We start from the raw sequence: 25,130 nt of genomic DNA, 5'->3' as shown, positions 1-25,130 counted from the left end.
GTGGGGTCCGGGAACAGCAGTGTTCCTGGGCCCTACTTTTTGACGAGATTGTGATTCTTACATCAGAGAATGACGTATGCTCTTCGTATGGGAGACGACTTGGGAGCAGACGGTTTACGGTTCGAGCGCGAAGGCGCGATCGGGTGGTGCACCATCGACCGACCAACGGCGAGAAACGCATTCACCCCCGCAATGTATTACGGACTGAAACGAGCAGTTCGCCTCGTGAACTCCGATCCTGATCTGGGAGCACTGATCATCACCGGCGTCGACGACGTATTTGCGCCCGGCGGCGATCTCGGTGGACGCTCCGATCCGGGAGACAATATGCCGGAGGGGCTTTCGGGCAACGACGTCGTCCCGTTCATGACCATCCGTGACAGCCGCGCGCCTGTGATTTCCGCGGTCAACGGAATCTGTCAGGCCGGCGGCCTCCTTGTTGCGATGATGTCCGACATCGCCGTCGCCAGCGATCGGGCCACATTCCGCGTTCCCGAACTTCTGCGAGGAATCCCTGACGCGACCTATGCCGCCGTACTGCCCGCTCACGTCGGCATTGCAGCTGCGCGCGATCTGATGCTCTCCGCACGTAAATTCGATGCCGCAGAGGCACTTCGGCTCGGAGTGATCTCCCGCGTCGTGCCGCACGAGGATCTCCGAACTGCCGCGCTCCAGGCCGCACGCGAGGTATTGCAGAGCGCGCCACTGGCCCGTGCCCAGGTCAAGCGAATGCTCAACGAGCGTTACGGACTGTTCGACTACGAAACCATGTTCGGCGCGCTCGAAACGTCACCGGAGCCCCGTGAGGGAATGCGCGCTTTCATGGAAAAGCGCGACCCCAACTGGATCCCAGCAAATCTGCCGAGCTGACCGCCCGCACCATCCGAGGCCGCCGTCGCAGTGCGGCGGCGGCCTCGGATCTTTTTCTGTGCCTTGCACGATCAACGCGGCTTGGAATACTCCGATTGCACGGCCATGATCCGCATTTTCGGAATCGGGCCATAGCTCAGCGAGTCCGACATATTCAACTTCTTTGCCGCAGCGGCGATATGAACGTTTCGCTTTGCCTCATGGGGATCACCCTCGAGCTCGTAGAGCGTCACGGAAGGACCGCCATCTGCGTCGGCGGCTGCCAGTCTGGTGCCGCCGACAAATCCGTCAAGAGCCACTACTTCAGGTATGTGGATCTCGTCGTACCACCGATTGAACTCGTCCAGCCGATCCGGATGAGAGGGATGCGATTCGACAACCAGATAATGCTTCAATGTGGATCCTCACTGTGAGAAGTACTGGTGGCAGTGCAGATTCAGACTCGAACAACCCAACCGCCATCGATGTTGAGCGTGTGGCCGGTCACCCAGTCACTACCCGACGAGACGAGGTACAAGAGACCGGGAATCAGCTCTTCCGGCTCGCCGAACGGAAACGGAATGGCGTGCTTGACCATTTCCTTGAGTTCCGGCGGTGACGCGATCGAACCCGCTTCGGTGTTGACCATTCCCGGAGCGATCGCATTGACACGAATACCGAACGGCGCCAACTCTCGCGCCAACGACACAGTCATGCTCACCAGGCCGAGTTTGGTGATGCCGTACGCCTGCGCAGCCATGAATGCACCGCTCGACGACTGATTCACGATCTTGCCGTATCCGCGTTCCTTCATATAGGGCACTACCGCGCGGGCGCACAAGAGCGGACCGGTGAGATTGACTGCCAGCGTGCGGTTCCAGAGTTCGAGATCCATAGTGGTCAGGGATCCCTCGCCCACCACTTCGGCCATCAATCCGGCGTTGTTCACGAGAATGTCGACGGACCCGAAGTGCCGGGCCGCGGTAGCCGCCATCTCGGTCGTACTCGATTCGTCCCGGACATCGACATGCACCGCAAGGGCGCGGTGACCGGCCGCCGTTAGTTCGCCTGCTGCTGCAGCGGCGGCCTCGAGGTTGACGTCAGCGAGCACCACGGCGGCGCCGGCCTCGGCGAGTCCCTGAGAGTAGGTGCGGCCGATCCCGCCGCCGGCACCGGTAACGATGGCCACCTTGCCCTCGAGTAGGAGGTTGTCGGTCATGTTTCCCTTTCGTCAGACCTTGCGGGTAACTCCACCGTCGACGCGGATGATCGCCCCGGTGGTGTAACTGGAAGCCGCACTTGCGAGATGGAGTGCAAGTGGACCGATCTCCTCGGGACGGCCCATCCGACGGAGCGGCACGAATGGCGCATCTTCGCCCTCGGCCGGAGCCCAGGACTTGGAGATATCCGTCAGGAAGGGCCCGGGAAGAATTGCGTTGACGCGCACCGTCGGCGCAAAGGCCTCAGCCAGTCCGACAGTGAGGGCATTGAGGCCCGCCTTGGCGCACGCGTATGGCAACTCTCGAACGCTGGCGACGAGGGAGCCCGCGGTGCCGACGTTGATGATCGAACCGCCGTCGTTCTCGGCCATGTACGTTCCGGCGCGCACGGCAAGACGAAAGGGCCCCTTGAGATTAACGCCGAGAGTCTTGTCGTACAGGTCCTCGGTAATATCGTCGAGGTTCTTGTACGGGGGTGACATACCCGCGTTGTTCACCAGCACGTCGAGTCGGCCGAAGTGTTCGAGCGTCCGGTCGATCAACTGCTCACAATCGTCCCAACGTCCGACATGACACGCAACCGGCAGAACCTTTCGCCCGGTCGACGCCATGACCTCGTCGGCGGCGCGTTCACACGAGTCGAGTTTGCGGGACGCGATGACAACGTCAGCTCCCGCTTCGGCAAGAATCTGGACAATCGCTCGGCCGATCCCGCGGGATCCACCCGTGACTATCGCAACTTTGCCGGTCAGGTCGTGGAGATGTTCCAAGGTACTCATAGGTGAATCATGCCTGATTCGACCACACTTTGAAAAGGCAATTCTCTATCTCAAGAATATCCTTCTGGTTGCAACACCGAACACATTCACCAAGTGCGGCTACGTCGAAATGAGCAGCGTAGAGTACTGGAACACAACGCTGTTCGACAGTCGAATCGGTACATCCAATCGCAATTCGCACGAGGTCACATAGGTCGACAGAAGCCGCAACCCGTCACCAGATCCGGCGGCGATGGATTTTTCACACTTCATGTTCTACTTTATGAGAATTGCGTTCTCATGAACGTGACGCCTCGCCGAGAGTTCATCGAGCAAACGAGGGCCAGGAACCCACCGTCAGCAAAGGAACTTCGTGGATCTGCAGACTGTTCAGGACAAGATCGAGATCGCCGAACTGATCTACCGATACGCCCGCGCCGTGGACACCAAGAATTGGGAATTGCTGACTACCGTGTTCACCGAGGATGCGCATCTCGACTACAGCGCCGTCGGCTACCCGGCCGGATCCCGGGACCAAGTGCTGACGCTGCTCACACAAGCACTCGGCCAGGTTCCGATGACTCAGCATTTTGTCACCAACGTCGAGGTCGAACTCGACGGTGACACCGCCAACGTACGGGCGATGTTCTACAACCCGATGCAACTCCCGGGCGCTGCGGAGATGACCTACTGCGGCGGCAACTACCACCATGAGGTCGTTCGCACCGCCGACGGCTGGAAGAGCGCTCGGGTGACCGAGGAGAACCTGTGGTTCTCGAACCACCCCGCCAAGTCGCCGGCCTGAAAGGTAAACCTATGACCGAGCGCGTAAACGGGCGTGTATCCGGCAAAGTCGCCCTGATCACCGGTGCCGCCCGCGGACAAGGACGAGCGCACGCCGTTCGCTTGGCGGCCGAGGGCGCAGACGTCATTGTCGTCGATCTGTGCGCACCCATCCGAGGTGTCCCGTATGCACCGGCCACCCCCGAGGATCTACAGGAGACCGTTCGACTGGTGGAAAAGACTGGACAGCAGGCAATTTCAGCGATCGTCGACGTGCGGGACCTCGAGAAGCTTCGTGGGATCGTCGACGATGCCGTCATTCGTCTCGGCCGTCTGGATGTCGTCGTCGCGAACGCGGCGATCTGCTCTGCCGCTCCCTGGCATGAGGTAACCCCCGAATCCTTCGAGGACACAATAGGTACCAACGTGACCGGTGTCTGGAACACCGTCATGGTCTCGGCCCCACATCTCGTCGAGCGCGGTAGCGGATCGATCATCTTGATCAGTTCCGCAGCGGGATTGAAGGCTCAGCCGTTCACCATGCCGTACACCACGAGCAAGTGGGCAGTACGCGGAATGGCAAAAGCGTTCGCCGCGGAACTCGCTCAACACAGCATTCGGGTGAACAGCGTCCATCCCACCGGAGTGAACACGCCCATGGTCAACGACGGTGGCCTCGGCGGGCAGCTCGACAAGGCGATTGCCGGCAACAGTCGTATCGGCGCGATGATGATCAACATGCTGCCCGTCGACATCATCGCACCCGAAGATGTGTCAGACACGGTGTTGTTCTTGGCATCCGACGAATCGAAGTACATCACCGCACACGAATTAGCACCCGACGCGGGTGTCACCGAGTTCTGATCGAACAGTATTCACTGGAGGAAAAGCATGGAGTTGTCCTCGGCGCGGCACGCATTCATTACCGGCGGCGCGAGCGGTATCGGCCTCGGCATCGCCGACGCGCTGGCAGAGCGCGGGTTATCCGTCACGGTCGCCGATATCAATCGGCAGTCGCTGGATTCGGTGATCGCTTCCCGAGGTGTCGGGTTTAGTGCCGTCTCACTCGACGTCCGTGATCGCGAGGCCTGGGCAGCGGCCAAGGCAACGTCCGAAGATACTTTCGGCCCGGTGGATATCCTCGTCAACAACGCGGGCATCGGTTTCAACGGGCGCGATGTGGTCGACATGGATCCGGAGACCTTCGACAATCTTGTCGCGATCGATCTGACCGGAGTGTTCAACGGCGTGTCCGCCTTCGGCGGGGATATGCGAGCACGTGGATACGGGCATATCGTCAACACCGCTTCCGTCATGGGATTGACCGCAGGCGCTCCCGGGCGGGGCGCATACAGTGCCGCAAAGAGCGCAGTCATTGCTCTGTCCGAAGCACTGCGCAGCGAGATGGCGCCACACGGTGTTGGCGTTTCCGTGCTGTGCCCGGGATTGGTCATGTCGAATCTCGATCGGAACACCACCGAATTGGGTGGTCAGGTCGAGGATGTCAGCCACATCAAAGGAACGGGAAACATCGGCATGGAGCCCGCGACCGCAGGCGCATACGTTGCTCGAGGGATAGCGCAGAATCTCCCGTACATCGTCACGCACCCGCATTATCTCGACTACGTCGAGAAGCGAATGGAGAGCATTCGAGCCAGTGTGGACGCGTCGACCCCGATTCCCTGAGTTCTGCCTCGACGCGTTTTCACTCGAATGGCATGATGCCGGATTTGCGAGATTTCCCGCGGACGATAATTTCGCTCGCCATACTGGAATGGATGCTTCCCCCTACCCAGTAGGTGCACATGGATATCGATGTACTCGTCGCAGGCGCCGGCCCGATCGGGCTGACCGCCGCCATCGAACTGCGCCGTCGCGGGGTGAACGTTCGGATCGTCGACCCGCTCGGCGAACCTCCGCAGTACGCCAAAGCAGTTGGCATCCAACCCCGCACCCTCGAAGTATTCGAGAACATGGGCGTACTGCGACAGGTTCTCGATGCCGCCACCATCTTGCGCGGGCAGATCAGCTACACCAACGGTTCCGAAGTGGGGCGGATGGATCTCACACTCCCCGGCGACGTGCCGTACACCTTTTGCGGACTCCCCCAGTACGAGACCGAAAGAATCCTGACGGCCAGGCTGCGAGAACTCGGAACCTCGATCGAACGCGGGCTCTCACTCGACAGTTTCGAGGACAGCGACGACGGAGTCAGTTGCATACTCAACGATGGAAGTACCGTGCGGGCCAAGTATCTGGTGGGATGCGACGGTGCGCACAGTGTTGTCCGTAAGGGCTTGGGATTGACCTTCGAGGGTGGAGCTTTTGCCGAAAGCTACATGCTCGGCGACGTCGAAGTTGACTGGTCGATGCCCAGCGGATACGCGATTCGCGCCAGTCATGTCGACGACGCTGGAACTACCGACGATCTCCTGGTGTGCATCCCGCTCCCCGGTCACAAACGATATCGGATGTCGATGCTGGTTCCCGACGAGCTTCTCCCGGATCCTGCCGGACTTGACGGAATTGCACACGGCTTTTCGTCCGGAAAGGCGCCCGAACTCCACCACATTCAGGCTGTGCTCGACCGATTGTCGCCCGAACCTACGACAGCGTCGGCGATGCGGTGGTCGTCGGTCTTTCGGATCAGCCACCGCATTGTCGATGCCTACAGTCGCGGAAGGGTTTTCATCGCCGGTGACGCCGCGCATATTCATCCGCCCACCGGCGCACAAGGTATGAACACCGGAATCCAGGATGCGCACAACCTCGCGTGGAAACTGGCACTGGCAACCCAGAACTTCGCTTCCCCTGGCCTTCTCGACACCTACGACGCCGAAAGACGGCCGGTTGGTGAAGAAGTTGTCGGAATGACCGTCCGAAACGCTCGAGAAGGGATCGGCGCTGGAGAGTCCTCGATCGAGACCGCGATGCGTCGGCAGGCACAACTACTGGTTGCCTATCCCGACAGTCCGCTCAACGGCGGAGAAACCGGGAACGTCTCGAACGTTCACCCCGGCGAACGGGCACCGGACGCACGTGGGCTAACCCGCGACTGCGTGCAGTTCCCCATCCGGTTGTTCGAATTGCTGGCCGGTGTCAACCACACGCTTCTTCTCTGCTCGGACGGATCCGAAGACAGCATCGGTGACTGCGAAAAGCATTCTGCCGCTGCTGTTCACGCGGCACACGGACAGCTCGACGTGTACGTGATCGCACCACCGTCGTCTGATTCCGTCTATTCGACACTGCCGATCATTCGAGATTCCGATTCCCAGCTGTGTGCCGCCTACGGCGTGGAAGAGAACTGTGCGTTGGTAATCCGACCGGACGGGTACCTCGGATACCGAGGTGACTGCGCCGGTATCTCCGGCTACTTGTCGAAAGTCTTTGCGTTCAATACGTGATGAGCGAATCGAACATCAAGCGGATCTCGGGCGAGAGCTTCATGAGTTCCACGTAGCCGCCCGTCGGGCCTGCGTCGACGTAGGCAAATTCCATTCCCACGTCTTCGATGCGCCCCTGCTGCAACACCGACATTCCCCGACGCTCTACCTCCGCCAAGGTTTCGTCGTAATCGTCCGGAACAAATGCCACGTGATGAACGCCAACACCATGGGTGTCGAGGAACTCCGAATAAAGACTGCGCCCCGAAACCGGTTGGATCAGTTCAATTTGCTGAGTTCCCGCATAACCAAGGGAAATGTGGGCTGTGTAATCGGCGGGCTGGCCCCGATAAGTCGTGGTCTCCGGACCGAAGTGAAGGTCGGGCATCCGTAGCCATCGCTGAACGCCCCAATTCTCGGAGAACTCCTCTTCCGCTGCGGTGATGTCGGCTACTACCCAACAGATCTGAAAGATCGGTCCCGAAACCAGCGGGGTCATGCCATTTTTCCGTTGTCCACCGAATACACCGCGCCGTGAATCGCAGAGGCATCATCGGAAGCAAGAAAGGCCACCATCTTCGCCACGTCCTCCGGTTCCATCAGTCCGCGCGGTGACGCGACCTTCATGATCAGATCGAAATCGACGCCGTCCGGGAAGGTGAATCCCGTGACCTGCGGAGTCATCATGCCGCCAGGGCAGATTGCGTTGACGCGCAGAGATTTCCCGGTGAACTCCATAGCCATCGCTCGGGTGAGCCCGATCAGCCCGTGCTTGGCAGCGCAGTACCCTGCCGAGTATGCCTGCCCTTCGAGTCCAGCGATCGAGGAAACGTTGACGATGTTGCCGCCCCGCGCGAGAAGATGGGGCAGCGCAGCTCGTGACAGGAAGAACGGCCCGTTCAGGTTGACCGCGAGGTCATGTGCCCAGTCGTCATCGGCAATGTCTGCGGTATGGCGGATGGTATGTGAACCAGCCACATTGACGAGGATGTCGATTCCGCCGAAGGCGTCGACGCAAGCCTGCACAGCGGCGTCGCACTGAGCGGAGTCGGAAACGTCGGAAGCCGAATAACGGCCCGCACCGTCACTTCCCGTCAGTTCGGTCATTGCCTGGTGCAATGTGTCCTTGCTCCGGGCAACTCCGAAAACCTTGGCGCCTCTGCCGTTCAGGATCTCGGCGACGGCGCGCCCCAACCCCGAGGACGCGCCGGTCACCAGTGCAATTTTTCCGTCCAGTACGTCAGCCACACACCGAGTCTACGACGCGGCGGCCTCCCGCTGAAGCTCCAACGCGATATCTATCAGCTGATCTTCCTGTCCGCCAACCAACTTGCGCTTCCCCGCGCGCACGAGTAGCTCGGCAGAGGACACGCCGTACCGCTCAGCTTGACGTTCAGCATGCTTGAGGAAGCTGGAGTACACGCCGGCGTAGCCCATCATCAGCGCCTGGCGGTCGAGTAGACATTCCTGCGGCATGGCCGGTCGCACAACATCTTCGGCGGCGTCGGCTATCGCGAAGAAGTCGATACCGGTCTTGACGCCGATCTTGTCGCAGACTCCGACAAACGCCTCCACCGGCGCGTTACCAGCACCGGCACCGAAACGGCGGGTGCTGCCGTCGATCTGCTTGGCCCCAGCGCGAACGGCGGCAATCGAATTCGCGACACCCAAACCGAGGTTCTCGTGTCCGTGGAAGCCGACCTGAGCGTCGCTGCCGAGTTCCTGGACCAGCGCCTCGACCCGTTCGGACACCTGCTCGAGAACAAGAGCACCCGCAGAATCGACCACGTATACACACTGGCAACCGGCGTCGGCCATGATGCGCGCCTGCTTGGCGAGCGTCTCCGGCGGAATCGAATGAGCCATCATGAGAAATCCGACGGTCTCGAGTCCACGCTCACGAGCAAGGCCGAAGTGCTGAATGGAGACGTCCGCCTCGGTGCAGTGAGTAGCGATACGGCAGATGGACGCGCCGTTGTCCTGAGCGATGACGATGTCGTCCTTGATACCCAGCCCCGGCAGCATCAGGAAGGCGATCTTTGCGTTTTTTGCCGTCTCCACAGCAGCTTTGATGAGTTCTTGCTCGGGCGTTTTCGAGAAGCCGTAGTTGAAGGAGGACCCGCCGAGACCGTCACCGTGGGTGACCTCGATGACCGGCACACCGGCTCCGTCGAGGGCACCGACGATCGCCCGGACTTCCTCGAGGGTGAACTGATGACGCTTGTGATGGGAACCGTCGCGCAGCGAGGTGTCGGTGACGCGGATGTCCCAGCTCGAATCGAAGTGAATCATGTCGCTCATGCCTTCACGCTCAGAAGCTTCTGGGCGATCTCCTCGCCCACTTTGGTGGCTGCCGCCGTCATGATGTCGAGGTTTCCGGCGTACGGCGGCAGGAAGTCGCCTGCACCTTCGACCTCGACAAACGTTGTGACCGTTGCATATCCGCCGGACACGACGCTCGGCTTGTCGAACTGCGGCTCGTTGAGCAACCGGTAGCCCGGCACGTACTGCTGGATGTCCTTGACGACGCGATGAATGGAGTCGGTGATCGCGGCGTGGTCTGCATCTTCGGGGATGGCGCAGAAGATGGTGTCTCGCATGATCATCGGCGGGTCGGCGGGATTGAGAATGATGATCGCCTTGCCTCGCTGGGCGCCGCCGATCGTCTCGATACCGCGACTGGTGGTCTTGGTGAACTCGTCGATGTTCGCGCGGGTTCCCGGTCCGGCTGACAGTGATGCAACGGAGGCGACGATCTCGGCGTAAGCCACTTCCACCACACGAGATACCGCGTACACGATCGGGATAGTTGCCTGCCCGCCGCAGGTGATCATGTTGACGTTCGGCGCGTCGAGGTGCTCGCGGAGGTTGGCCGGAGGAACTACCGCCGGGCCGACAGCAGCCGGGGTGAGGTCGACAGCGCGGATTCCCGCGGCCTCGTAACGCGGAGCCGCGTCACGGTGAACGTAGGCCGACGTCGCCTCGAATACCAGGTCCGGTTTCTCCGCCTGATTCAACAGCCAGTCGACCCCCTCGGCGGAGGTCTCGAGCCCCATCGCGGCGGCGCGCGCCAATCCTTCGCTCTCCGGGTCGATTCCGATCATCCACCGCGGCTCCAGCCACTGCGAACGTTGCAGTTTGTACAGCAGATCGGTACTGATGTTTCCCGACCCGACAATCGCCACACTTGCCTTGGTCATGACTACTCCCTAGATGAGCTGAAGCTGGGGGGTGAACTGAAACGGGCCATCGCGGTGACCGTGGCCGCATGAAGTCCGGCGCGACGGCCGGAGAACACACAGTCAGCGAGCGACAAGCCACTCACATACGAATTGGAACAAATACCGACGGCTGTGCGTCCGGCTGCATAGAGTCCCAGGATTGATTCCCCGGCTTCATTTTTCACCAGGCCGGTCGATTCGTCGACCACCAATCCACCAAGTGTGAGCATGGGACACGGATTCATCATGTTGGGCTTGATCGAGACGTCGTACAGCGTGAACGGGGCGTTGAGTATCGGTCTGATGAAGTCGGACGGCTTGCCCATCGGATCGGATTGACCGTTCGCCGCAGCAGTATTGTGCGCATCGACCGTTTCATACAGGCCGGCTGCATCGATTCCCGCCTTGTGCGCCACTTCGGCAATCGTGTTGCCGTGTACTGCGGTACGCATCATGCCGGCGGTCTGCACCCGCTGAAACCACATGGACTGATCGGGGATTTGCGCTTTCGCTTCACGAACGAGGTCGGAATCCGCCAGCAGCCAACCGATTCCGTTGCTCTTCTCGACCATTGCTTGCCCCAGCGCCGCACCGTAACGCGATTCGTCGACGATTCGCGCTCCGGATTCGCCCACCAGTATCGAACCGAGAAAAGCGCTGGGCGGGACGATGAACCGCCATGCGGAAACGTTACCGAGCTTGTCGGTGGCGCCGCCCGCCTCGATTCCGAGGTTGATTCCCTTGCCGTCGTCGCCCGACGTGCCGAGCGGGATCCCACCCTTGTACGCGGGTGCGTGAGTGCGCATCATCTCGCGGTTGGATACAAATCCACCCGCGCTGAGGATCACGCCGCCACGCGCCTTTATGCGGATTTTCTTGGCGTACTTCTTCTCGATCTTGCTGATTTGGGCGTCGACAATCGAACGCAGTTGGGGCGCATACACACCCGGTTTGGCGGAAATCGAACTGAGCGCAGCGTGACGCCGCCGGACCCCGGCGGGTGCATCCCGAAGCGTCAGCGCCTCGACGCCGATCACCCGGCCGTCCTCGATGATCAACCGATCTGCTCGGGTCTGACCGAGAAACCGCACACCTTTGGCCTGGGCCGACTTCGCAAGCGGGCCGTAGAGCATCTTCCCCGACGTTCCTCGGCCTTTGGCACGGTGCCCACGCGGAGCAGGTTTGGCGATGTCCCGGAACCCGCCGGCCGATTCGCTGCCCGAGAAGTACAGGTAGTGCTTGTTGCTCGGATACGAGGTCTTGTACGGGCACAGCGACGCCTCGAACGGCACACCGTGACCGCGCAGCCAGTCGATTGTCGCCGGACTCTCCTCCACGAACCGACGCAAGGTCTGGGGCGTCACCGCATCACCGACCTCGCGGTTCAGGTACGCGAGCATGGCTTCCGGAGTGTCCTCGATATCGGCTTCTCTCTGAATCGCGGTGCCGCCACCGGCATAGAAGATTCCACCGGAAATGGTGCTGGCGCCACCTCCCAATGCCCGGTCGATCGCCATCACCGATGAACCGGCCGCCACCGCTTCGAGTGCGGCGCTTGCCCCCGCCACGCCGAATCCGACAACGAGGACATCAACCGAAGTATCCCAGGTCACACTGCACCATCCTCAATTTTACTGCAACGCGTTTCGTTATCGAAGGCAACGTTCGTAAATACTTCCTGGCAGAAAGCATGGACTGACACCCCCATCATTCTATAACGTGTTCTACATGAGCAAGCAGGAATACGACATCGTCGTCGTCGGCAGTGGTGCCGCAGGTATGACAGCGGCCTTGACCGCAGCCCATCAGGGCTTGAGTGTGGTCATCGTGGAGAAAGCCGCCCACTACGGCGGATCGACCGCCCGTTCCGGTGGCGGAGTCTGGATCCCCAACAACGAGGCACTGCAGGCAGACGGTGTCACCGACACACCCGATGCCGCACGTTCCTACCTGCACAGCATCATCGGCGACGTCGTCGCTCCCGAGCGCATCGACACCTACCTCGAGCGTGGGCCCGAGATGCTCTCGTTCGTTCTGAAGAACACTCCGCTCCAACTGCAGTGGGTACCCGGCTACTCCGACTACTACCCGGAAGCTCCCGGTGGACGCCTCGGTGGACGCAGTGTCGAGCCCACCCCTTTCGACGGCAACAAGTTGGGTGCCGATCGCAAGAATCTCGAACCCGACTACGTCAAGGCACCCAAGAACTTTGTCATCACCCAGGCCGACTACAAGTGGCTCAACCTGCTGATGCGCAATCCTCGCGGACCTCTGCGCGCCATGAAGGTAGGCATGCGATTCCTCGCAGCCAAGGCCACCAAGAAGGATCTGCTGGTTCGCGGCCAGGCACTCGTCGCCGGCATTCGACTCGGCCTTCAGTCCGCCGGTGTTCCCATCTTGCTGAACACACCCCTGACGTCCCTCTACACCGAAGACGGCGTGGTTCGCGGCGTCAATGTTCTCGTCGACGGCGAAGCTCAGGTCATCCGTGCTCGCCACGGAGTCGTGTTGGGCTCCGGCGGATTCGAGCACAACAAGGAAATGCGTGAGAAGTACCAGCGCGGGCCCATCGGCACCGAATGGACCGTCGGCGCGAAGGCAAACACCGGCGACGGCATCCGAGCGGGCCAAGAGATCGGCGCCGCAGTCGATTTCATGGACGACGCCTGGTGGGGCCCGTCCATCCCACTCACCGGTGGACCGTGGTTCGCCCTGTCCGAGCGCACTCTTCCCGGCTGCATGATGGTGAACCTGTCGGGCAAGCGCTTCGGCAACGAGGCGGCGCCGTACGTCGAGGCAACGCATGCGATGTACGGCGGCGAGTACGGCCAGGGCAAAGGCCCCGGCGAGAACATCCCGACCTGGATGATCCTCGATCAGCGCTACCGCAACCGCTACACGTTTGCCGGCATCACTCCCCGGTCCCCCTTCCCCAGCCGCTGGCTCAAGGCCGGCATCGTGGTCAAGGCGGGAACGATCGCCGAATTGGCCGAGAAGACAGGACTTCCCGTCGCTTCCCTGACCGAAACGGTGGAGCGGTTCAACGGCTTCGCGCGCAACGGCAAGGACGAGGACTTCGGGCGCGGCGACAGCGGCTACGACGCGTACTACGGCGATCCGAGACTGAAGAACCCGAGCCTCGCCGAAATCAGCAAGGCCCCGTTCTACGCCATCAAGATGGTTCCGGGCGACCTCGGTACCAAGGGCGGAATCTGCACCGACGTCAACGGCCGAGCACTGCGTGAAGACGGCAGCGTCATCGAGGGTCTCTACGCCGCAGGCAATGCCAGCGCACCGGTCATGGGTCACACGTACGCCGGACCAGGCGCGACCATCGGTCCCGCAATGACTTTCGGCTACCTGGCAGTGCTGGACATCGCAGAGCGCGTGAAGACCGCCGAGGTCACAGAAACCGCAACGGCCGCCGAGACCCCTGAGACCCCTGAGGCCTCCGAGGCTGCAAACACGGCGGTCGATCATGCCAATTGATCCTTCTGTCGCACTTGGCGCAGAGCTTGCGCCACAGGAGTTCTCGTGGACGCCGTCGGACGTGCAGCACTACCACCTGGCGCTCGGCGCTGGGGCTCGTCCGCTCGATCCGAACGAACTGCGATACCTCGACGACGAGAAGCCACAAGTGCTGCCCACCTTCGCCACCGTCGCGGCCAACTTTCACGCCACCCAAGCACCGAAGGTCTCGTTCCCCGGTGTCGAGATCGATCTCGCGAAAGTTGTTCACGGAAGCCAGGAAGTCACGGTCCATCAGCCGATTCCGGCCAGCGGCACCGGACGAACCACAACTCGGATCGCCGAGATCTGGGACAAGGGCAAAGCTGCAGTCATCGTGCAGGAATCAGTCACCGTCGACGTGGAGGGCAACCCGTTGTGGACTGCCCGTTCGTCGATCTTCGCGCGCGGCGAAGGTGGATTCGGCGGGCAGCGCGGGCCGTCGGAGTCGATTCCGTTGCCTGATCACAGGCCCGACGGTGAGGTCGTGATACCGGTACTTCCGCAGCAGGCCTTGCTGTATCGCATGTGCGGCGATCGCAATCCATTGCACTCGGATCCGCAATTCGCCTCCGCTGCAGGCTTTCCAGCGCCTATCCTGCATGGACTGTGTACTTACGGAATGGTCTGCAAGGCCGCAGTGGACACAATGCTCGACGGCGACAGCACGCAGGTGGCCGGGTTCCGTGCACGCTTTGCCGGGGTGGTATTCCCGGGTGAGAACCTGAGCATCCGAATCTGGAAAGGCGAAGGGCAACTCTTGATCTCCGCATCTGTCGCAGAGCGCGACGCCCCCGCCCTAGCTGACGTAGTTCTCACTCTTGCCTGAGATTCACCTGTCGAACTCATTGCAGTTCCCAACCCCCGATGGAGCAGCCCGAAGATGACGGCCCAAGACGAAACAACCCGACTGTCCCGACGAGGATTCCTCGCCGCCGGAGCCGGCGCAGTCGCCGCCACCGCCCTTGCCGGCAGCTGGACCCCCGCCTACGCAATTCCGTTCGGATCCAGTGGCGGACAAGTACCCACACTCGCTGCACCCCCGGCCTTCCCGGAAGGCATCGCGCTCTACCAGCAGGCATACCAGAACTGGTCCAAAGAGATCATGCTCGACACCATCTGGACCTGCGCTCCCAAGACACCCGAAGACGTAGTACGCCTGGCCAACTGGGGACATGCCAACGGTTACACCATCCGGCCCCGCGGAGCCATGCACGGCTGGACACCCCTGACCGTGGTGAACGGCGCTTCCATCGACAAGGTCATTCTCGCCGACACCATGGTTCATCTGAACTGGGTCAACGTCGACGCCGGCGGGTCACCGGCGACGGTCACCGCGGGACCCGGTGCCACCCTCGACGCCATCACCACAGCACTTCAGGCCCAGGGCCTTGGCTTCGCTAATCTCCCCGCGCCCGGCGTCCTGTCCATCGCCGGCTGCCTCGCCGTCGACGCCCACGGCGCAGCCCTTCCCGCGGAAGGCGAAGCACACGTTCCCGGACAAACTTTCGGTTCACTCTCCAACCTCGTCACCTCCCTGACCGCAGTGGTCTGGAACGGCAACGAATACGCACTGAAGACCTACTCGCGGGCCGATACCGCCATCAAGCCACTCCTGACTCACCTCGGCCGCACCTTCCTCACCTCAGTCACACTGCAGGCTGCGCCCAACTACCGCATGCGCTGCGTCAGCCACACGGACATCGGTTGGCAGGAACTCTTCGGCGCTCGCGGTGCTTCCGGACGTACCTTCGAGAAGTTCGTCCGCGAAAACGGTCGCGCAGAGGCAATTTGGTACCCCTTCACCGAACGCCCGTGGATGAAGGTGTGGTCCCTCGCTCCTGAAAAGCCTCGCTTCTCCCGCGAAGTCACCGGACCGTACAACTACATCTTCTCCGACAACCTCCCCGAACCGATCACCGACATGATCGGACAGATCAACTCCGGAAACCCGGGCATCGCACCCGCATTCGGGCAGATTATGTACGCCACCACCGTCGCCGGCCTTGCCGCGACCTTCGCCAACGACCTATGGGGATGGTCCAAGGACGTTCAGTTCTACATCCGGGCCACCACCTTGCGACTGACCGAAGGCGGTGGCGCCGTCATCACGTCCCGCGCCAACATCGGCCAGGTCATCCACGACTTCACGCAGTGGTTCAACGGCCGCATGGAGTACTACCGCTCCATCGGGCAATTCCCTCTCAACGGACCCGTCGAAATCCGATGCTGCGGCCTCGACGAGTCATCCGACGTCGAAGTCGCATCCGCCGGCGCCCCCACGATCTCCGCTATGCGTCCGCGACCGGACCACCCCGAATGGGACACCGCCATCTGGCTCAACGTCCTCGGAGTCCCCGGAACACCCGGCATGTTCGCGTTCTACCGCGAAATGGAGCAATGGATGCGCGGCCACTACAACAACAACGACGCCACCTTCCGCCCTGAATGGTCCAAGGGCTGGGCATTCAGCTCCGACAAGCCGTACACCGACACGCAGATCATCGAAAACGCCCTCCCCCAGACCTACCGCGACGGCGTCCCCACCAGCGACAACTGGGACACTGCCAACGCCGCCTTCAACGCACTGGACCCGCACAAGGTCTTCAGCAACACCTTCCTCGACCAACTACTTCCGTAATTTTCGGCCGACAAGCCCTCGATCAGCACTGCCCGGCACCTTCTACGAAGGTGCCGGGCTTTTCTGTTGACTCCACCCGTTTAATTCAGCGACGAGCACTGTTCGGTCGCGGTAGATTCAGTCAATTGCGACATCCTTTTCCGCTGAGGACACGAAGGGATCGCCACCGATGAAGTCCATCTCGCGACAGCGACGAACTCGATTGGCCGTGATTGCACTCGCCGTGACAGCTCTTGCCTCCTGCGGATCCAACGAGGACACCACCACTGGCACGAGTAGTCCCGCGTCCAGCACCGTCAGCCCCGAATCACAGAAGATCGATGACATTGTCCGCACCCAGGTCACCGAACTCGGCCTCAGCGGCGCGGTGTACGGGGTGTGGCGCGGTGACACCAACGTGGTCACCGGCGCTGTCGGCGAATCCCCACTCGGCGTGCCAGCAACAACCGATATGCAACTACGCGTCGGACAGCCCATGGAACCGATGCTGTCGACCGTCCTCCTCCAACTCGACGAGTCCGGCACTCTCCCACTCGACGAACCGATTGCCAAGTGGGAACCGAGCTTTCCGCGTTCCGACCAGATCACACCGCGAATGCTCGCCAACAGCACCACCGGAATCTCCGACTACGTGACCAACCCCGAATTCGAGAAGCGTTTCTACGCCAACCCGATCCTGGGGTGGACCGCACAGGAAATCCTCGATCTCGCCAACACCCGTCCACCGCTGTTCGCGCCCGGAACGAGTTTTGCCTACTCACACAGCGACCTGACCCTGCTCGGTGAAGTTGTCCAGAAGGCGGCCGGGCAATCTTTGAGTGACCTACTGCAACAGCGTATTTTCGACCCACTCGGCATGACCGACAGTCGGGTTGCGCTCAACCCGCAAATCCCGGATCCCGTCCTGCACGGCTACACCACTGAACGCGGTGTCTTCGAGGACTCGACGTTCTGGAATCCCACAGCCTTCCTACACAGCGGCAATATGAATTCGACAGTCACCGACGTCGGGAAATGGGTTCGCGCCCTCGGAACCGGCGAGCTGCTCTCCGACACAGTCTTCGACGAACAGATGGCCCCGACAACCGCAGGTCTCGGACCTCTGACCGACGACAAGTTCTTCACGTTCGGAACGGCGCACCTCGACGGGTGGCTTGTCATGAACCCGTCGTACGGCGGATACAACGGTGTTGCACTCTACGAACCGAAGTCCGAAACCACCATTGTCATCTATGCCACTCTCGGCCCCACAGCCAACGCCAACGGCAACAACGCTGTCCCCATCAGCAACACCATCGGTGCTGTCATGGTTCCGGACAACCCGCCGCAGGTGCCAGGGCCGTAAGATCGAGTTTTCTCTGTCACTGCCATTCTTGTGACTGGCAACGTCGTATTTACCTGAGGAATACCTCCAGGACTCATCACACCGTCACCATTGCGCTCAGTACCGAACAACCCGCGTCGGACCGCGAGCTTCCCAGTGGAGCTACGAGAGCAAAAGATGGATTGGGACGGCCCGATGAGGAAATACTCGCTGTCAGTGGTGTGCACATTCGCCCTGGGGACCGCGCTGCTGTCCGCCAATGCTGCGACGGCATCACCGAACTCATGCCCGACCGGCGCGGTATTCGCAGTTGGTGGAACCTGGGACCCGACCGGCCAGACCACACAACCCGTCACCGATCGCTATGCCGCCCAGGGATACGTCGCAAAACCCGTGAGCTACCCCGCTAGTTTCTGGCCTCTCGGCGACCAGACCTACGACGCCAGCGTGGCTGTGGGCGTCCAAGCACTTCATGCTGAAGTTGATACCTTTCACAACCAGTGCCCCGGGAGCGACGTTGTCATCACCGGGTACTCCCAAGGTGCACGGATTGCAGGCGACGTTCTCGGTGACATCGCCCGCGACGGGTCCATTCCCCAATCCCAGGTGACCGGCGTCCTGTATTCAGACCCGCGAAACTCTCACGGCGGCATCGAAACCGTGATCCCGAATGTTGTTCCCGGTGCAACGATGTCCGGGACGCGCGCCGGCTTCGGCGACATTCCCGTCCAGGAGGTATGCATCGAAGGAGACGGCATCTGCAACATGCCCAAACCACGCGATGCACCGGAAGAGTTTGTGGACTCGGTTTTCGGCTACTTCACGAAACACGGTACGTATCAGCCGATGATGACCAACAGCACTCCGCCGCCGCAGCCTGGCCTTCCCGAATCACCGGCTGTTCCGCTACAGCCGGCGGAGGTAGCCACCGCGATCGCGTCGCGGCTCGTCGAGAATCTCACGCCATACGTGAAGGCAGCACTGTCGAGCGCGCTGACTACTGTTCTGACCGCACCATGACCCCCATCGACTGAAGCAGCGACAACCTACTGAAGAGCCGGGCAAGCCCCGCGGCGTCACGAAGGTGGCCGGCTACGTCCTCGAGGCCTCCTTCGGCGAACAATGTCAACCGCACGTCGGCGTCATAGAGAACATCGACGACGTTCCCGAAACGCCGCACTGCGAATTCCGTTGCGGTGCTGAGGATCGGCACACCGTGGATCACCCATTCATCGAAGCGGGTGACAAGATCGAGGTAGTCGGCCGCCGACGTCGAACCACCGCACAGCACATCGAAATCGAACCAGACAGCTCCGTCGCGAAGCGCAGAGCACATCAATGTGCGTGACCCCACTGTTAATTCGACCGGTTCACCGTCAACGGTGCCTGCACTCGAGTGGAAAACTCCCGACGCGAACCGTCGATCCCGCTGACGCGGTTCCCCCAGCATTCGGTAGTCAACCGCTCCACCCAACTCGATCACCTCCCACACCCTCTCGATCAACTCGATGGACGGCACGAACTGATCGTGAAAAAGTGGATTGGGAAGGAGATCGCACGGCGGAACATTGGACGTGACAACAACAGTCACATCTTTCGCGACAATGTTCTCCAGAACTCTCGCCATGAACTGTGCGTCAGCGATGTCGTCGATGTGGAACTCGTCGAAGCACAGCAGCCGAATCCCGGCGACCACCTGATCCAGCGCCTCGCCCATCGACCCGAGACTGTGCGCACGGGTGTGCAGATCGGCAAAGAACTGGTGAAAGTGAATGCGCCGCTTCGCCACTGGAACACTGTCGTAGAACTCGTCCATCAGCATGGTCTTTCCACGTCCGACACCACCCCAGAGGTAGATCCCACCCCCGATGCCGCCGATCGCAATCCGGGCCCGCAGGGCGTCGAGTGATGCACGTGCCGACAACTGCTCTTCGTCCAGTCGCATGACTCTCCTCTACATCTGTAGAGTTGAGGCTAGAGACCGGCTCGGAGCCAAGTCAACGTGATCCGCACTACGCAGAACGGGATAGGCATGACTGGAGATCGCAGACACCTCATCGGAGCGTGCGCTGTCACGATCATCGCTGAACACGGCCCGCGGGCATTGACTCATCGCGCTGTCGACGCCGCCCTGGGGATCCCGCAGGGTTCAACCTCGTACTACTTTCGAACTCGAGAAGCGCTGCTGGCCGCGGCAGTCCAGCACATCGTCGAACGGTCACGATCGACATTCGACGAACTACTGGAGACGAATTCCGATCCGGCCACTCTGATCGCCCGATATCTCGGCGACCTCCTGTCCCGTCGCCGCGACGAGTTGATCGCCCGATACGCGCTCCTCCTGGAGACTCGAAGCAATCGCGAATTGCATGACGCCCTGGCGCAAAGCTTGTTCTCCACAGCCAAAGCGCAAGAGATCTTCGTACGTCACGGCGTGAAGAATCCGGAGAGTGCGGCAGCCGATCTTGTCAGCTTGCTGGAAGGACTGATATTCGATCGATGCATCGGAGCGAGATCAACCCAGACCCATCACGCCGAATCGTCGGAATCCGTTCTTCAACTGAGGATCCCGATCGATGCGTATCTGCGCGGCGCCCGCTAGCGAAGGGACCTTCAGTCGACCGGGCGTAACAATCGCACCATCATCTCGACCGTGCGCTCAATGGGACGCTGCCTCGACGTCGGCGTGAATACCACTGTGCGAGTGAGAATTGCACCGAGAAGCATGTCGAAGGCGTCGTCGGGATCGACTGCGGGATCAACACTTCCGGGAGCTGTGGCGCGCAGAATGTCCTCGAACAGCGGCCGCACCGACATCCTCGGGTATACCTCTGATTGCGCATCGCGATCCGGCTTCTGGTGATGAGCAAGTAGCCCCGCAGCGGCCGCTCGCGCCGCCGGCGCACTGAAGGCCGCGACGTACGCACGGATGAACCTGCGAAGGTCGCGTCGAAGATCCCCACTCGGCACGATGCCGGCAAAGGTGAATCGAGGGAACGCCGCTTCCTCGATCAACTCGATCCGCGACGACCATCGGCGGTAGATCGCCGACGAATGCACGCCCGAATGACTGGCAACGGCTTGAATCGTCGTCGCCTCGAAGCCTCGTTCGATCAAGAGTGCGCGCGTCGCCTCGAGAGCTCGCTCGTCAATGCTGATGTCGCGGGGTCGCCCCAGACGGCGATGAGGTTCTGACATGCCAGTGAGTGTAGTGACCGCCGGCAAGTGCGCAGCGCCTTTACAGGAGATATTGCTCTATTAGATTTACAGGAGAGAGTCTTCCGTAAGTGCCAATCCATGGATACAGTTCACCCACAGAATGAGAACTACATATTCACGGAGGAGAATCGAATGCGCGCTGCAGTACTGCGAGAAGGCACCGTAGACGTCGGAGTGGTCGACGATCCGGTTCCCGGCCCCGGCCAATTACTTGTTCGTTCGCTGGCCTGCGGAATCTGTGCGTCGGACCTTCACTTCATGGACAACCCGGACGCCGGCATCCACGACAACAGCGGAATGTCCACGTACGATCAGAACGTCGACATCGTCATGGGCCACGAATACTGCGCCGAAGTCGTCGACTACGGACCCGGCACCGACCGGCGAATCCCCGTCGGCACCCGAGTAAGTTCCCTCCCGGTGCTCGCCACACCCCTGGGCCGCAAGATCATCGGGCAGAATCCCGAATCGCCCGGCGGTTTCGGTGAGTTCTTACTCCTCGACGAATCGATTACACGCGTGGTGCGCTCGGACCTTCCGAGCGAGGTGATCTGCGTTGCCGACGCACTCTCGGTCGGATGGTCCGCAGCAGCACGTGCACAGATGGGTACCCGCGAGGTTCCGCTGGTCATCGGCTGCGGCGCCATCGGCCTTTCTACGATTGCGAACCTCAAACGTCTCGGAATCGGCCCGATCATTGCCGTGGATTTCATTGCCTCTCGCCGCGAGACCGCGATGGCAATGGGGGCCGACGCTGTCATAGATCCCGCCGAAATCTCCCCGTACCAAGCCTGGCGAGATGTGGCACACGGATCGCCGGATACAACGAAGGACATGATGGCGATAGCCGCACTACCAGGCTGCGTCATCTTCGAATGTGTCGGAATACCAGGTGTTCTCGATTCAATCATCAAAGGATGTGAGCGTGGAACCAGGATATTCTCCTCCGGTGGACCGCCGGAGGGCGATCACCTCCACACGCTCACCGCTAAGCGCAAGGGCCTCAACATCCAATTCGGCGGAGGCCCACTTCCGGCCCACTGGGACGAAGCATTCCACGCAGTGTGCTCCGGCGAGGTCGACATCAGCCCGATGCTCGGACGGACGGTCGGGCTCCACGAAGTCGCGGAGGCACTCGATGCGTCGCGCGACGCCAACGGTCCGGCACGCATAGTCGTCATTCCTGGAAAGGTGTGAAAATGGTTGAGAACGAAGACCTTCGGACCGCGGTGACGAATCTGACGAACCGAGTTCGCGCTCTTGAAGACCAGGTCGAGATCATGCAACTCGTCGCGCAGTACGGTCCGGCCGTCGACAGTGGTTCCGGTGCGGCTGCTGCGGCACTCTGGACCGAAGACGGCACCTTCGACGCCGTCCCCCAACGTCACATGAAGGGGCGAGAAGAAATCGCCGAGATGGTGCTCGGCGACGGTCACCAGAGCCTGATCCGCAACGGGTGCGGTCATGTATTGACCGCACCGCACATCGAGATCGACGGCGACAACGCGACGGGACGCAACTACGCACTCAACATCCGTTGGGACAGTGACGCGGACCGCTTCTGGGTGGCTCGCGTCTCGGCCAACACCTGGCGGTGGGTGCGCACCGCTGAGGGTTGGCGAACCGTCGAGCGAATCAATGCCAACCTGGACGGGACACCCGAGCACCGCAACATGCTGGCGCCCTCGACGTGAGCGATGCACCAGCACGACAATTCGCGCTTTGACCACACACGTCGAACAGAGTCAACATTGAAAGGAATCACACAATGCCAACACATCTCGCGCAGAAGTACGGACCATGGGCAATCATTGCCGGCGGATCCGACGGGGTTGGTGCCGCATTCGCTCACGAACTGGCCACTCGCGGCGTGAACATCGTTCTTGTCGCCCGGCGAGCGCCCGTCTTGGAATCTTTCGCCGACGACATCCGCGCACAGCACGATGTCGAAGTACGCACGGTTGCACTAGATCTCAGCGCTCCGGCCGCAATCTCCGAACTGGAACGGATAACAGCCGATCTCGAGGTCGGACTCTTTGTGTACAACGCCGGTAGCGACGATTACAGCGCCGAATTCCTCGACAAGGATCTGAACAACCATCTGTCTCTCGTTCATCGGAACTGCACCAGCGTGCTCGAGGCCACCTACCGCTTCGGCGCGCCGATGGTCGCCCGAGGACGGGGCGCCGTGGTGTTACTGACCTCCGGAGCAGCCTGGGCCGGGGGCGCAACACACGCCACGTACGGCGCCACCAAGGCATTCGATCTCATTCTCGCCGAAAGTCTCTGGGCGGAATGGCATCCGAAGGGCGTCGACGTTCTGTCCCTCGTGCTTGGCGCAACAGACACCCCATCTCTCCATCGTGCACTCGGCGCGCGGGCCACATCGCGTGCCGACCTTGCCGATCCCGCCGACGTTGCCCGGGAAGCTCTCGACCATCTGGCCGACGGACCCACCTGGCTGTTCGGAAGTGAGAACCCGACCGGCGGGTCACCGTTCGGAAGCATCGACCGCCGTGACGCGGTTCTGGCCATGAGTCGAGGGACCGCGAGAACGGACACCGCAACCGCTCGGCACTGAATCGTCGAACTTCCGGGCCCTCGAACCTCCGCCCCTTTCACCATATCGCGTACCCCGGGGCTTGCGGCAAGGCCCGGGTGATGGTGCAGACTCGCCGCTGCGAGCAAGCGCATGCCTTGCCCGCAGGAGGGGTCTACATGAGTGACGTCATCGTTGTCGGTGCCGGACCAACCGGATTGATGCTGGCGGGTGAGCTCCGGCTTCAGGGTGTCGACGTCGTGGTGCTGGACAAGGCCGAGCAGCCGACTCCGTTTGTCCGCGCCCTCGGCATCCATGTGCGCAGTATCGAGATCATGGAGCAGCGCGGACTGCTGGACAGATTCCTCGCACACGGCCGAAAGTATCCACTCGGCGGATTCTTCGCGGGCATTTCCAAACCCGCACCCACCTACTTGGATACCGAGCACGGTTACGTACTGGGCATACCCCAGCCCGAGATCGACAGGATTCTCGCCGAACACGCCACCGAAGTCGGCGCGGACATTCGGCGCGGGAAGCGCGTCGTCGCGGTCCGGCAAGACCACAACGGCGCAACTGCCGAATTAGACGACGGCACAACACTTCAGGCGCGCTACCTAGTCGGCTGTGACGGTGGGCGCAGCACCGTGCGCAAGCTGATCGACGTCGGGTTCCCCGGCGAGCCGTCGACGGCCGACACGTTGATCGGCGAAATGGACGTAGCCATGCCGGCGGACGAACTGGCAGCCGTCGTCGCCAAGATCCGCGAAACTCACAAGCGATTCGGAATCGGTCCCGCCGGAAATGGTGCTCATCGCGTCGTGGTGCCCGCAGCCGATGTTGCCGACGGTCGTGCCGTCCCGACCACCCTCGACGACATCAAACAACAGCTACGTGTCATCGCCGGCACGGACTTCGGGGTGCACTCGCCGCGTTGGCTCTCGCGCTTCGGTGACGCCACACGTTTGGCCGATCACTACCGCCGTGGCCGGGTATTTCTCGCAGGCGATGCCGCACATATCCACCCGCCGATGGGCGGGCAGGGTCTGAACCTCGGCGTCCAGGACGCGTTCAACCTCGGCTGGAAGCTCGCCGCAGAGATCAACGGATGGGCACCGGAAAGCCTGCTCGACACCTACGAATCCGAACGGCGTCCGGTGGCCTCCGACGTACTGGACAACACGCGCGCACAGGCGGAGTTGATCTCCACCGCAGCGGGCCCACAAGCTGTGCGGCGCTTGATCTCCGAGCTGATGGATTTCGACGACGTCAACCGCTACCTGACCGAGAAGATCACGGCGATCTCGATTCGCTACGACTTCGGCGACGACCATGACCTACTAGGCCGGCGGCTGAAGAACATCGCGTTGACCCGCGGCAACCTCTACGACCTGATGCACTCCGGCCGCGGATTGCTGATCGACCAGGGTGGTCAACTGTCGGTCGATGGATGGAGCGATCGCGTCGACCACATCGTCGACACCAGTACCGAATTGGATGCTCCCGCCGTGTTGCTTCGTCCCGACGGCCATGTGGCCTGGGTTGGAGACGAACAGTCAGAGTTGGACACCCGTCTGAACAGATGGTTCGGCCGCTCGACAACCCGGAAATCCCCGCCGAGTTCACAGTGAATGCGCTTAATGGCGCGCGCAGACGACCATGATTCGATAGAGTATCGACGTT

At 61.4% G+C, this 25,130-nt stretch carries 25 protein-coding genes; 15 read left to right on the top strand and 10 right to left on the bottom strand.

The features are described 5' to 3' along the window. Positions 1 to 87: 87 nt before the first annotated feature. Positions 88 to 870 (top strand): enoyl-CoA hydratase/isomerase family protein, encoded by a 783-nt coding sequence (locus tag C7T36_RS24980; RefSeq protein WP_045069635.1) that lies wholly within the window; start codon positions 88 to 90, stop codon positions 868 to 870. A gap of 71 nt (positions 871 to 941) precedes the next feature. On the opposite strand, the gene C7T36_RS24975 is transcribed toward C7T36_RS24980, so the two are convergent. From C7T36_RS24975 to C7T36_RS24965, 3 genes are read right to left on the bottom strand one after another with little or no spacing between them, the layout of a single operon-like run. Further along, positions 942 to 1,265: a hypothetical protein gene (locus C7T36_RS24975; protein ID WP_045068465.1), complete on the bottom strand. Its 324-nt coding sequence runs from the start codon at positions 1,263 to 1,265 to the stop codon at positions 942 to 944. A gap of 41 nt (positions 1,266 to 1,306) precedes the next feature. Further along, positions 1,307 to 2,068, bottom strand: coding sequence for an SDR family oxidoreductase (locus C7T36_RS24970; protein WP_045068463.1), 762 nt, complete (start codon positions 2,066 to 2,068; stop codon positions 1,307 to 1,309). Positions 2,069 to 2,080: 12 nt separating this feature from the next. Beyond that, positions 2,081 to 2,848: an SDR family NAD(P)-dependent oxidoreductase gene (locus C7T36_RS24965; RefSeq protein WP_033232487.1), complete on the bottom strand. Its 768-nt coding sequence runs from the start codon at positions 2,846 to 2,848 to the stop codon at positions 2,081 to 2,083. 352 nt (positions 2,849 to 3,200) lie between these two features. Here C7T36_RS24965 and C7T36_RS24960 point away from each other — a divergent pair, with 352 nt between their 5' ends. The 4 genes from C7T36_RS24960 to C7T36_RS24945 all read left to right on the top strand — a co-directional run bounded on the left by C7T36_RS24960 (position 3,201) and on the right by C7T36_RS24945 (position 7,017). After that, complete coding sequence (locus C7T36_RS24960) at positions 3,201 to 3,632, top strand: nuclear transport factor 2 family protein (protein ID WP_033232488.1); 432 nt, start codon at positions 3,201 to 3,203, stop codon at positions 3,630 to 3,632. A gap of 11 nt (positions 3,633 to 3,643) precedes the next feature. Continuing rightward, positions 3,644 to 4,474 (top strand): mycofactocin-coupled SDR family oxidoreductase, encoded by an 831-nt coding sequence (locus C7T36_RS24955; RefSeq protein WP_045068460.1) that lies wholly within the window; start codon positions 3,644 to 3,646, stop codon positions 4,472 to 4,474. A 27-nt stretch (positions 4,475 to 4,501) separates the two neighbouring features. Then, positions 4,502 to 5,296: an SDR family oxidoreductase gene (locus C7T36_RS24950; RefSeq protein ID WP_045068458.1), complete on the top strand. Its 795-nt coding sequence runs from the start codon at positions 4,502 to 4,504 to the stop codon at positions 5,294 to 5,296. Between the two features lie 119 nt (positions 5,297 to 5,415). Continuing rightward, on the top strand, positions 5,416 to 7,017 hold the full coding sequence (locus tag C7T36_RS24945; RefSeq protein ID WP_045068456.1) for an FAD-dependent monooxygenase: 1,602 nt from the start codon (positions 5,416 to 5,418) through the stop codon (positions 7,015 to 7,017). Here the strand turns inward: C7T36_RS24945 and C7T36_RS24940 are convergent. The 5 genes from C7T36_RS24940 to C7T36_RS24920 are packed head-to-tail and all read right to left on the bottom strand — an operon-like array spanning position 7,007 to position 11,830. Beyond that, the gene (locus C7T36_RS24940; protein WP_045068453.1) at positions 7,007 to 7,495 is read right to left on the bottom strand and encodes a VOC family protein; all 489 of its coding nucleotides are present in this window, start codon (positions 7,493 to 7,495) and stop codon (positions 7,007 to 7,009) included. The two genes, C7T36_RS24945 and C7T36_RS24940, sit on opposite strands and share 11 nt — an antisense overlap. Then, entirely contained in the window at positions 7,492 to 8,244 is a 753-nt protein-coding gene (locus C7T36_RS24935; protein ID WP_033232495.1) for an SDR family NAD(P)-dependent oxidoreductase, read from the bottom strand. Before C7T36_RS24935 ends, C7T36_RS24940 begins: the two co-directional genes overlap by 4 nt. A 9-nt stretch (positions 8,245 to 8,253) precedes the next feature. After that, positions 8,254 to 9,297 carry a 4-hydroxy-2-oxovalerate aldolase gene (gene dmpG, locus C7T36_RS24930; RefSeq protein ID WP_033232497.1) on the bottom strand — a complete coding sequence of 348 codons (1,044 nt, stop codon included), beginning with the start codon at positions 9,295 to 9,297 and terminating at the stop codon, positions 8,254 to 8,256. Further along, on the bottom strand, positions 9,294 to 10,196 hold the full coding sequence (locus C7T36_RS24925; RefSeq protein ID WP_045068448.1) for an acetaldehyde dehydrogenase (acetylating): 903 nt from the start codon (positions 10,194 to 10,196) through the stop codon (positions 9,294 to 9,296). Before C7T36_RS24925 ends, dmpG begins: the two co-directional genes overlap by 4 nt. A gap of 2 nt (positions 10,197 to 10,198) precedes the next feature. After that, positions 10,199 to 11,830, bottom strand: a complete 1,632-nt coding sequence (locus C7T36_RS24920) for an FAD-binding protein (protein ID WP_045068446.1) — start codon at positions 11,828 to 11,830, stop codon at positions 10,199 to 10,201. Positions 11,831 to 11,945: 115 nt separating this feature from the next. Between C7T36_RS24920 and kstD the strand changes: the two genes are divergently transcribed. From kstD to C7T36_RS24895, 5 genes are all read left to right on the top strand, one after another. Continuing rightward, entirely contained in the window at positions 11,946 to 13,706 is a 1,761-nt protein-coding gene (kstD, locus tag C7T36_RS24915; RefSeq protein WP_181317512.1) for a 3-oxosteroid 1-dehydrogenase, read from the top strand. Then, the gene (locus C7T36_RS24910; RefSeq protein ID WP_045068442.1) at positions 13,696 to 14,553 is read left to right on the top strand and encodes a MaoC/PaaZ C-terminal domain-containing protein; all 858 of its coding nucleotides are present in this window, start codon (positions 13,696 to 13,698) and stop codon (positions 14,551 to 14,553) included. The genes kstD and C7T36_RS24910 overlap by 11 nt, the downstream gene beginning before the upstream one ends. A gap of 54 nt (positions 14,554 to 14,607) precedes the next feature. Next, positions 14,608 to 16,365, top strand: coding sequence for a cholesterol oxidase substrate-binding domain-containing protein (locus tag C7T36_RS24905; RefSeq protein ID WP_045068439.1), 1,758 nt, complete (start codon positions 14,608 to 14,610; stop codon positions 16,363 to 16,365). A gap of 169 nt (positions 16,366 to 16,534) precedes the next feature. After that, positions 16,535 to 17,710: a serine hydrolase gene (locus C7T36_RS24900; RefSeq protein WP_045068437.1), complete on the top strand. Its 1,176-nt coding sequence runs from the start codon at positions 16,535 to 16,537 to the stop codon at positions 17,708 to 17,710. 174 nt (positions 17,711 to 17,884) lie between these two features. Further along, positions 17,885 to 18,709 carry a PE-PPE domain-containing protein gene (locus C7T36_RS24895; RefSeq protein WP_233364017.1) on the top strand — a complete coding sequence of 275 codons (825 nt, stop codon included), beginning with the start codon at positions 17,885 to 17,887 and terminating at the stop codon, positions 18,707 to 18,709. Here the strand turns inward: C7T36_RS24895 and zapE are convergent. Beyond that, positions 18,687 to 19,634 carry a cell division protein ZapE gene (gene zapE, locus C7T36_RS24890; protein WP_045068434.1) on the bottom strand — a complete coding sequence of 316 codons (948 nt, stop codon included), beginning with the start codon at positions 19,632 to 19,634 and terminating at the stop codon, positions 18,687 to 18,689. The genes C7T36_RS24895 and zapE overlap by 23 nt on opposite strands. Before the next feature lie 87 nt (positions 19,635 to 19,721). On the opposite strand from zapE, the gene C7T36_RS24885 reads away from it, so the two are divergent. Beyond that, the gene (locus C7T36_RS24885; protein WP_045068431.1) at positions 19,722 to 20,291 is read left to right on the top strand and encodes a TetR/AcrR family transcriptional regulator; all 570 of its coding nucleotides are present in this window, start codon (positions 19,722 to 19,724) and stop codon (positions 20,289 to 20,291) included. 11 nt (positions 20,292 to 20,302) lie between these two features. Here the strand turns inward: C7T36_RS24885 and C7T36_RS24880 are convergent, their stop codons facing one another. Beyond that, the gene (locus C7T36_RS24880; RefSeq protein WP_045068429.1) at positions 20,303 to 20,887 is read right to left on the bottom strand and encodes a TetR/AcrR family transcriptional regulator; all 585 of its coding nucleotides are present in this window, start codon (positions 20,885 to 20,887) and stop codon (positions 20,303 to 20,305) included. A gap of 153 nt (positions 20,888 to 21,040) precedes the next feature. Between C7T36_RS24880 and C7T36_RS24875 the strand changes: the two genes are divergently transcribed. From C7T36_RS24875 to iri, 4 genes are all read left to right on the top strand, one after another. Next, a complete protein-coding gene (locus C7T36_RS24875; protein WP_045069630.1) occupies positions 21,041 to 22,105 on the top strand; it encodes a zinc-binding dehydrogenase in 1,065 nt (354 codons plus the stop codon). A 2-nt stretch (positions 22,106 to 22,107) separates the two neighbouring features. Continuing rightward, entirely contained in the window at positions 22,108 to 22,602 is a 495-nt protein-coding gene (locus tag C7T36_RS24870) for a nuclear transport factor 2 family protein (protein ID WP_045068426.1), read from the top strand. A 74-nt stretch (positions 22,603 to 22,676) separates the two neighbouring features. Beyond that, positions 22,677 to 23,489, top strand: coding sequence for an SDR family NAD(P)-dependent oxidoreductase (locus C7T36_RS24865; protein ID WP_045068425.1), 813 nt, complete (start codon positions 22,677 to 22,679; stop codon positions 23,487 to 23,489). A gap of 137 nt (positions 23,490 to 23,626) precedes the next feature. Continuing rightward, positions 23,627 to 25,078 (top strand): rifampin monooxygenase Iri, encoded by a 1,452-nt coding sequence (gene iri, locus C7T36_RS24860; RefSeq protein WP_045068423.1) that lies wholly within the window; start codon positions 23,627 to 23,629, stop codon positions 25,076 to 25,078. Positions 25,079 to 25,130: the final 52 nt, after the last annotated feature.

Origin of the sequence: Rhodococcus sp. AD45-ID (genome assembly GCF_003023755.1) — a bacterium.
Lineage (GTDB): Bacteria > Actinomycetota > Actinomycetes > Mycobacteriales > Mycobacteriaceae > Rhodococcus_F > Rhodococcus_F globerula.
This window is presented reverse-complemented; position numbering and strand designations above follow the sequence as displayed.

Bases quoted from the DNA above. Each gene is read 5' to 3' on its own strand.
- C7T36_RS24865 (WP_045068425.1), top strand. From the start codon at position 22,677: ATGCCAACACATCTCGCGCAGAAGTACGGACCATGGGCAATCATTGCC.
- C7T36_RS24925 (WP_045068448.1), bottom strand. From the start codon at position 10,196: ATGACCAAGGCAAGTGTGGCGATTGTCGGGTCGGGAAACATCAGTACC.
- C7T36_RS24905 (WP_045068439.1), top strand. From the start codon at position 14,608: ATGACGGCCCAAGACGAAACAACCCGACTGTCCCGACGAGGATTCCTC.
- C7T36_RS24910 (WP_045068442.1), top strand. From the start codon at position 13,696: ATGCCAATTGATCCTTCTGTCGCACTTGGCGCAGAGCTTGCGCCACAG.
- C7T36_RS24895 (WP_233364017.1), top strand. From the start codon at position 17,885: ATGAGGAAATACTCGCTGTCAGTGGTGTGCACATTCGCCCTGGGGACC.
- C7T36_RS24940 (WP_045068453.1), bottom strand. From the start codon at position 7,495: ATGACCCCGCTGGTTTCGGGACCGATCTTTCAGATCTGTTGGGTAGTA.
- C7T36_RS24870 (WP_045068426.1), top strand. From the start codon at position 22,108: ATGGTTGAGAACGAAGACCTTCGGACCGCGGTGACGAATCTGACGAAC.
- C7T36_RS24945 (WP_045068456.1), top strand. From the start codon at position 5,416: ATGGATATCGATGTACTCGTCGCAGGCGCCGGCCCGATCGGGCTGACC.
- C7T36_RS24950 (WP_045068458.1), top strand. From the start codon at position 4,502: ATGGAGTTGTCCTCGGCGCGGCACGCATTCATTACCGGCGGCGCGAGC.
- kstD (WP_181317512.1), top strand. From the start codon at position 11,946: ATGAGCAAGCAGGAATACGACATCGTCGTCGTCGGCAGTGGTGCCGCA.
- C7T36_RS24970 (WP_045068463.1), bottom strand. From the start codon at position 2,068: ATGACCGACAACCTCCTACTCGAGGGCAAGGTGGCCATCGTTACCGGT.
- C7T36_RS24880 (WP_045068429.1), bottom strand. From the start codon at position 20,887: ATGTCAGAACCTCATCGCCGTCTGGGGCGACCCCGCGACATCAGCATT.
- C7T36_RS24875 (WP_045069630.1), top strand. From the start codon at position 21,041: ATGCGCGCTGCAGTACTGCGAGAAGGCACCGTAGACGTCGGAGTGGTC.
- C7T36_RS24885 (WP_045068431.1), top strand. From the start codon at position 19,722: ATGACTGGAGATCGCAGACACCTCATCGGAGCGTGCGCTGTCACGATC.
- C7T36_RS24980 (WP_045069635.1), top strand. From the start codon at position 88: ATGGGAGACGACTTGGGAGCAGACGGTTTACGGTTCGAGCGCGAAGGC.
- iri (WP_045068423.1), top strand. From the start codon at position 23,627: ATGAGTGACGTCATCGTTGTCGGTGCCGGACCAACCGGATTGATGCTG.
- C7T36_RS24955 (WP_045068460.1), top strand. From the start codon at position 3,644: ATGACCGAGCGCGTAAACGGGCGTGTATCCGGCAAAGTCGCCCTGATC.
- C7T36_RS24900 (WP_045068437.1), top strand. From the start codon at position 16,535: ATGAAGTCCATCTCGCGACAGCGACGAACTCGATTGGCCGTGATTGCA.
- dmpG (WP_033232497.1), bottom strand. From the start codon at position 9,297: ATGAGCGACATGATTCACTTCGATTCGAGCTGGGACATCCGCGTCACC.
- zapE (WP_045068434.1), bottom strand. From the start codon at position 19,634: ATGCGACTGGACGAAGAGCAGTTGTCGGCACGTGCATCACTCGACGCC.
- C7T36_RS24965 (WP_033232487.1), bottom strand. From the start codon at position 2,848: ATGAGTACCTTGGAACATCTCCACGACCTGACCGGCAAAGTTGCGATA.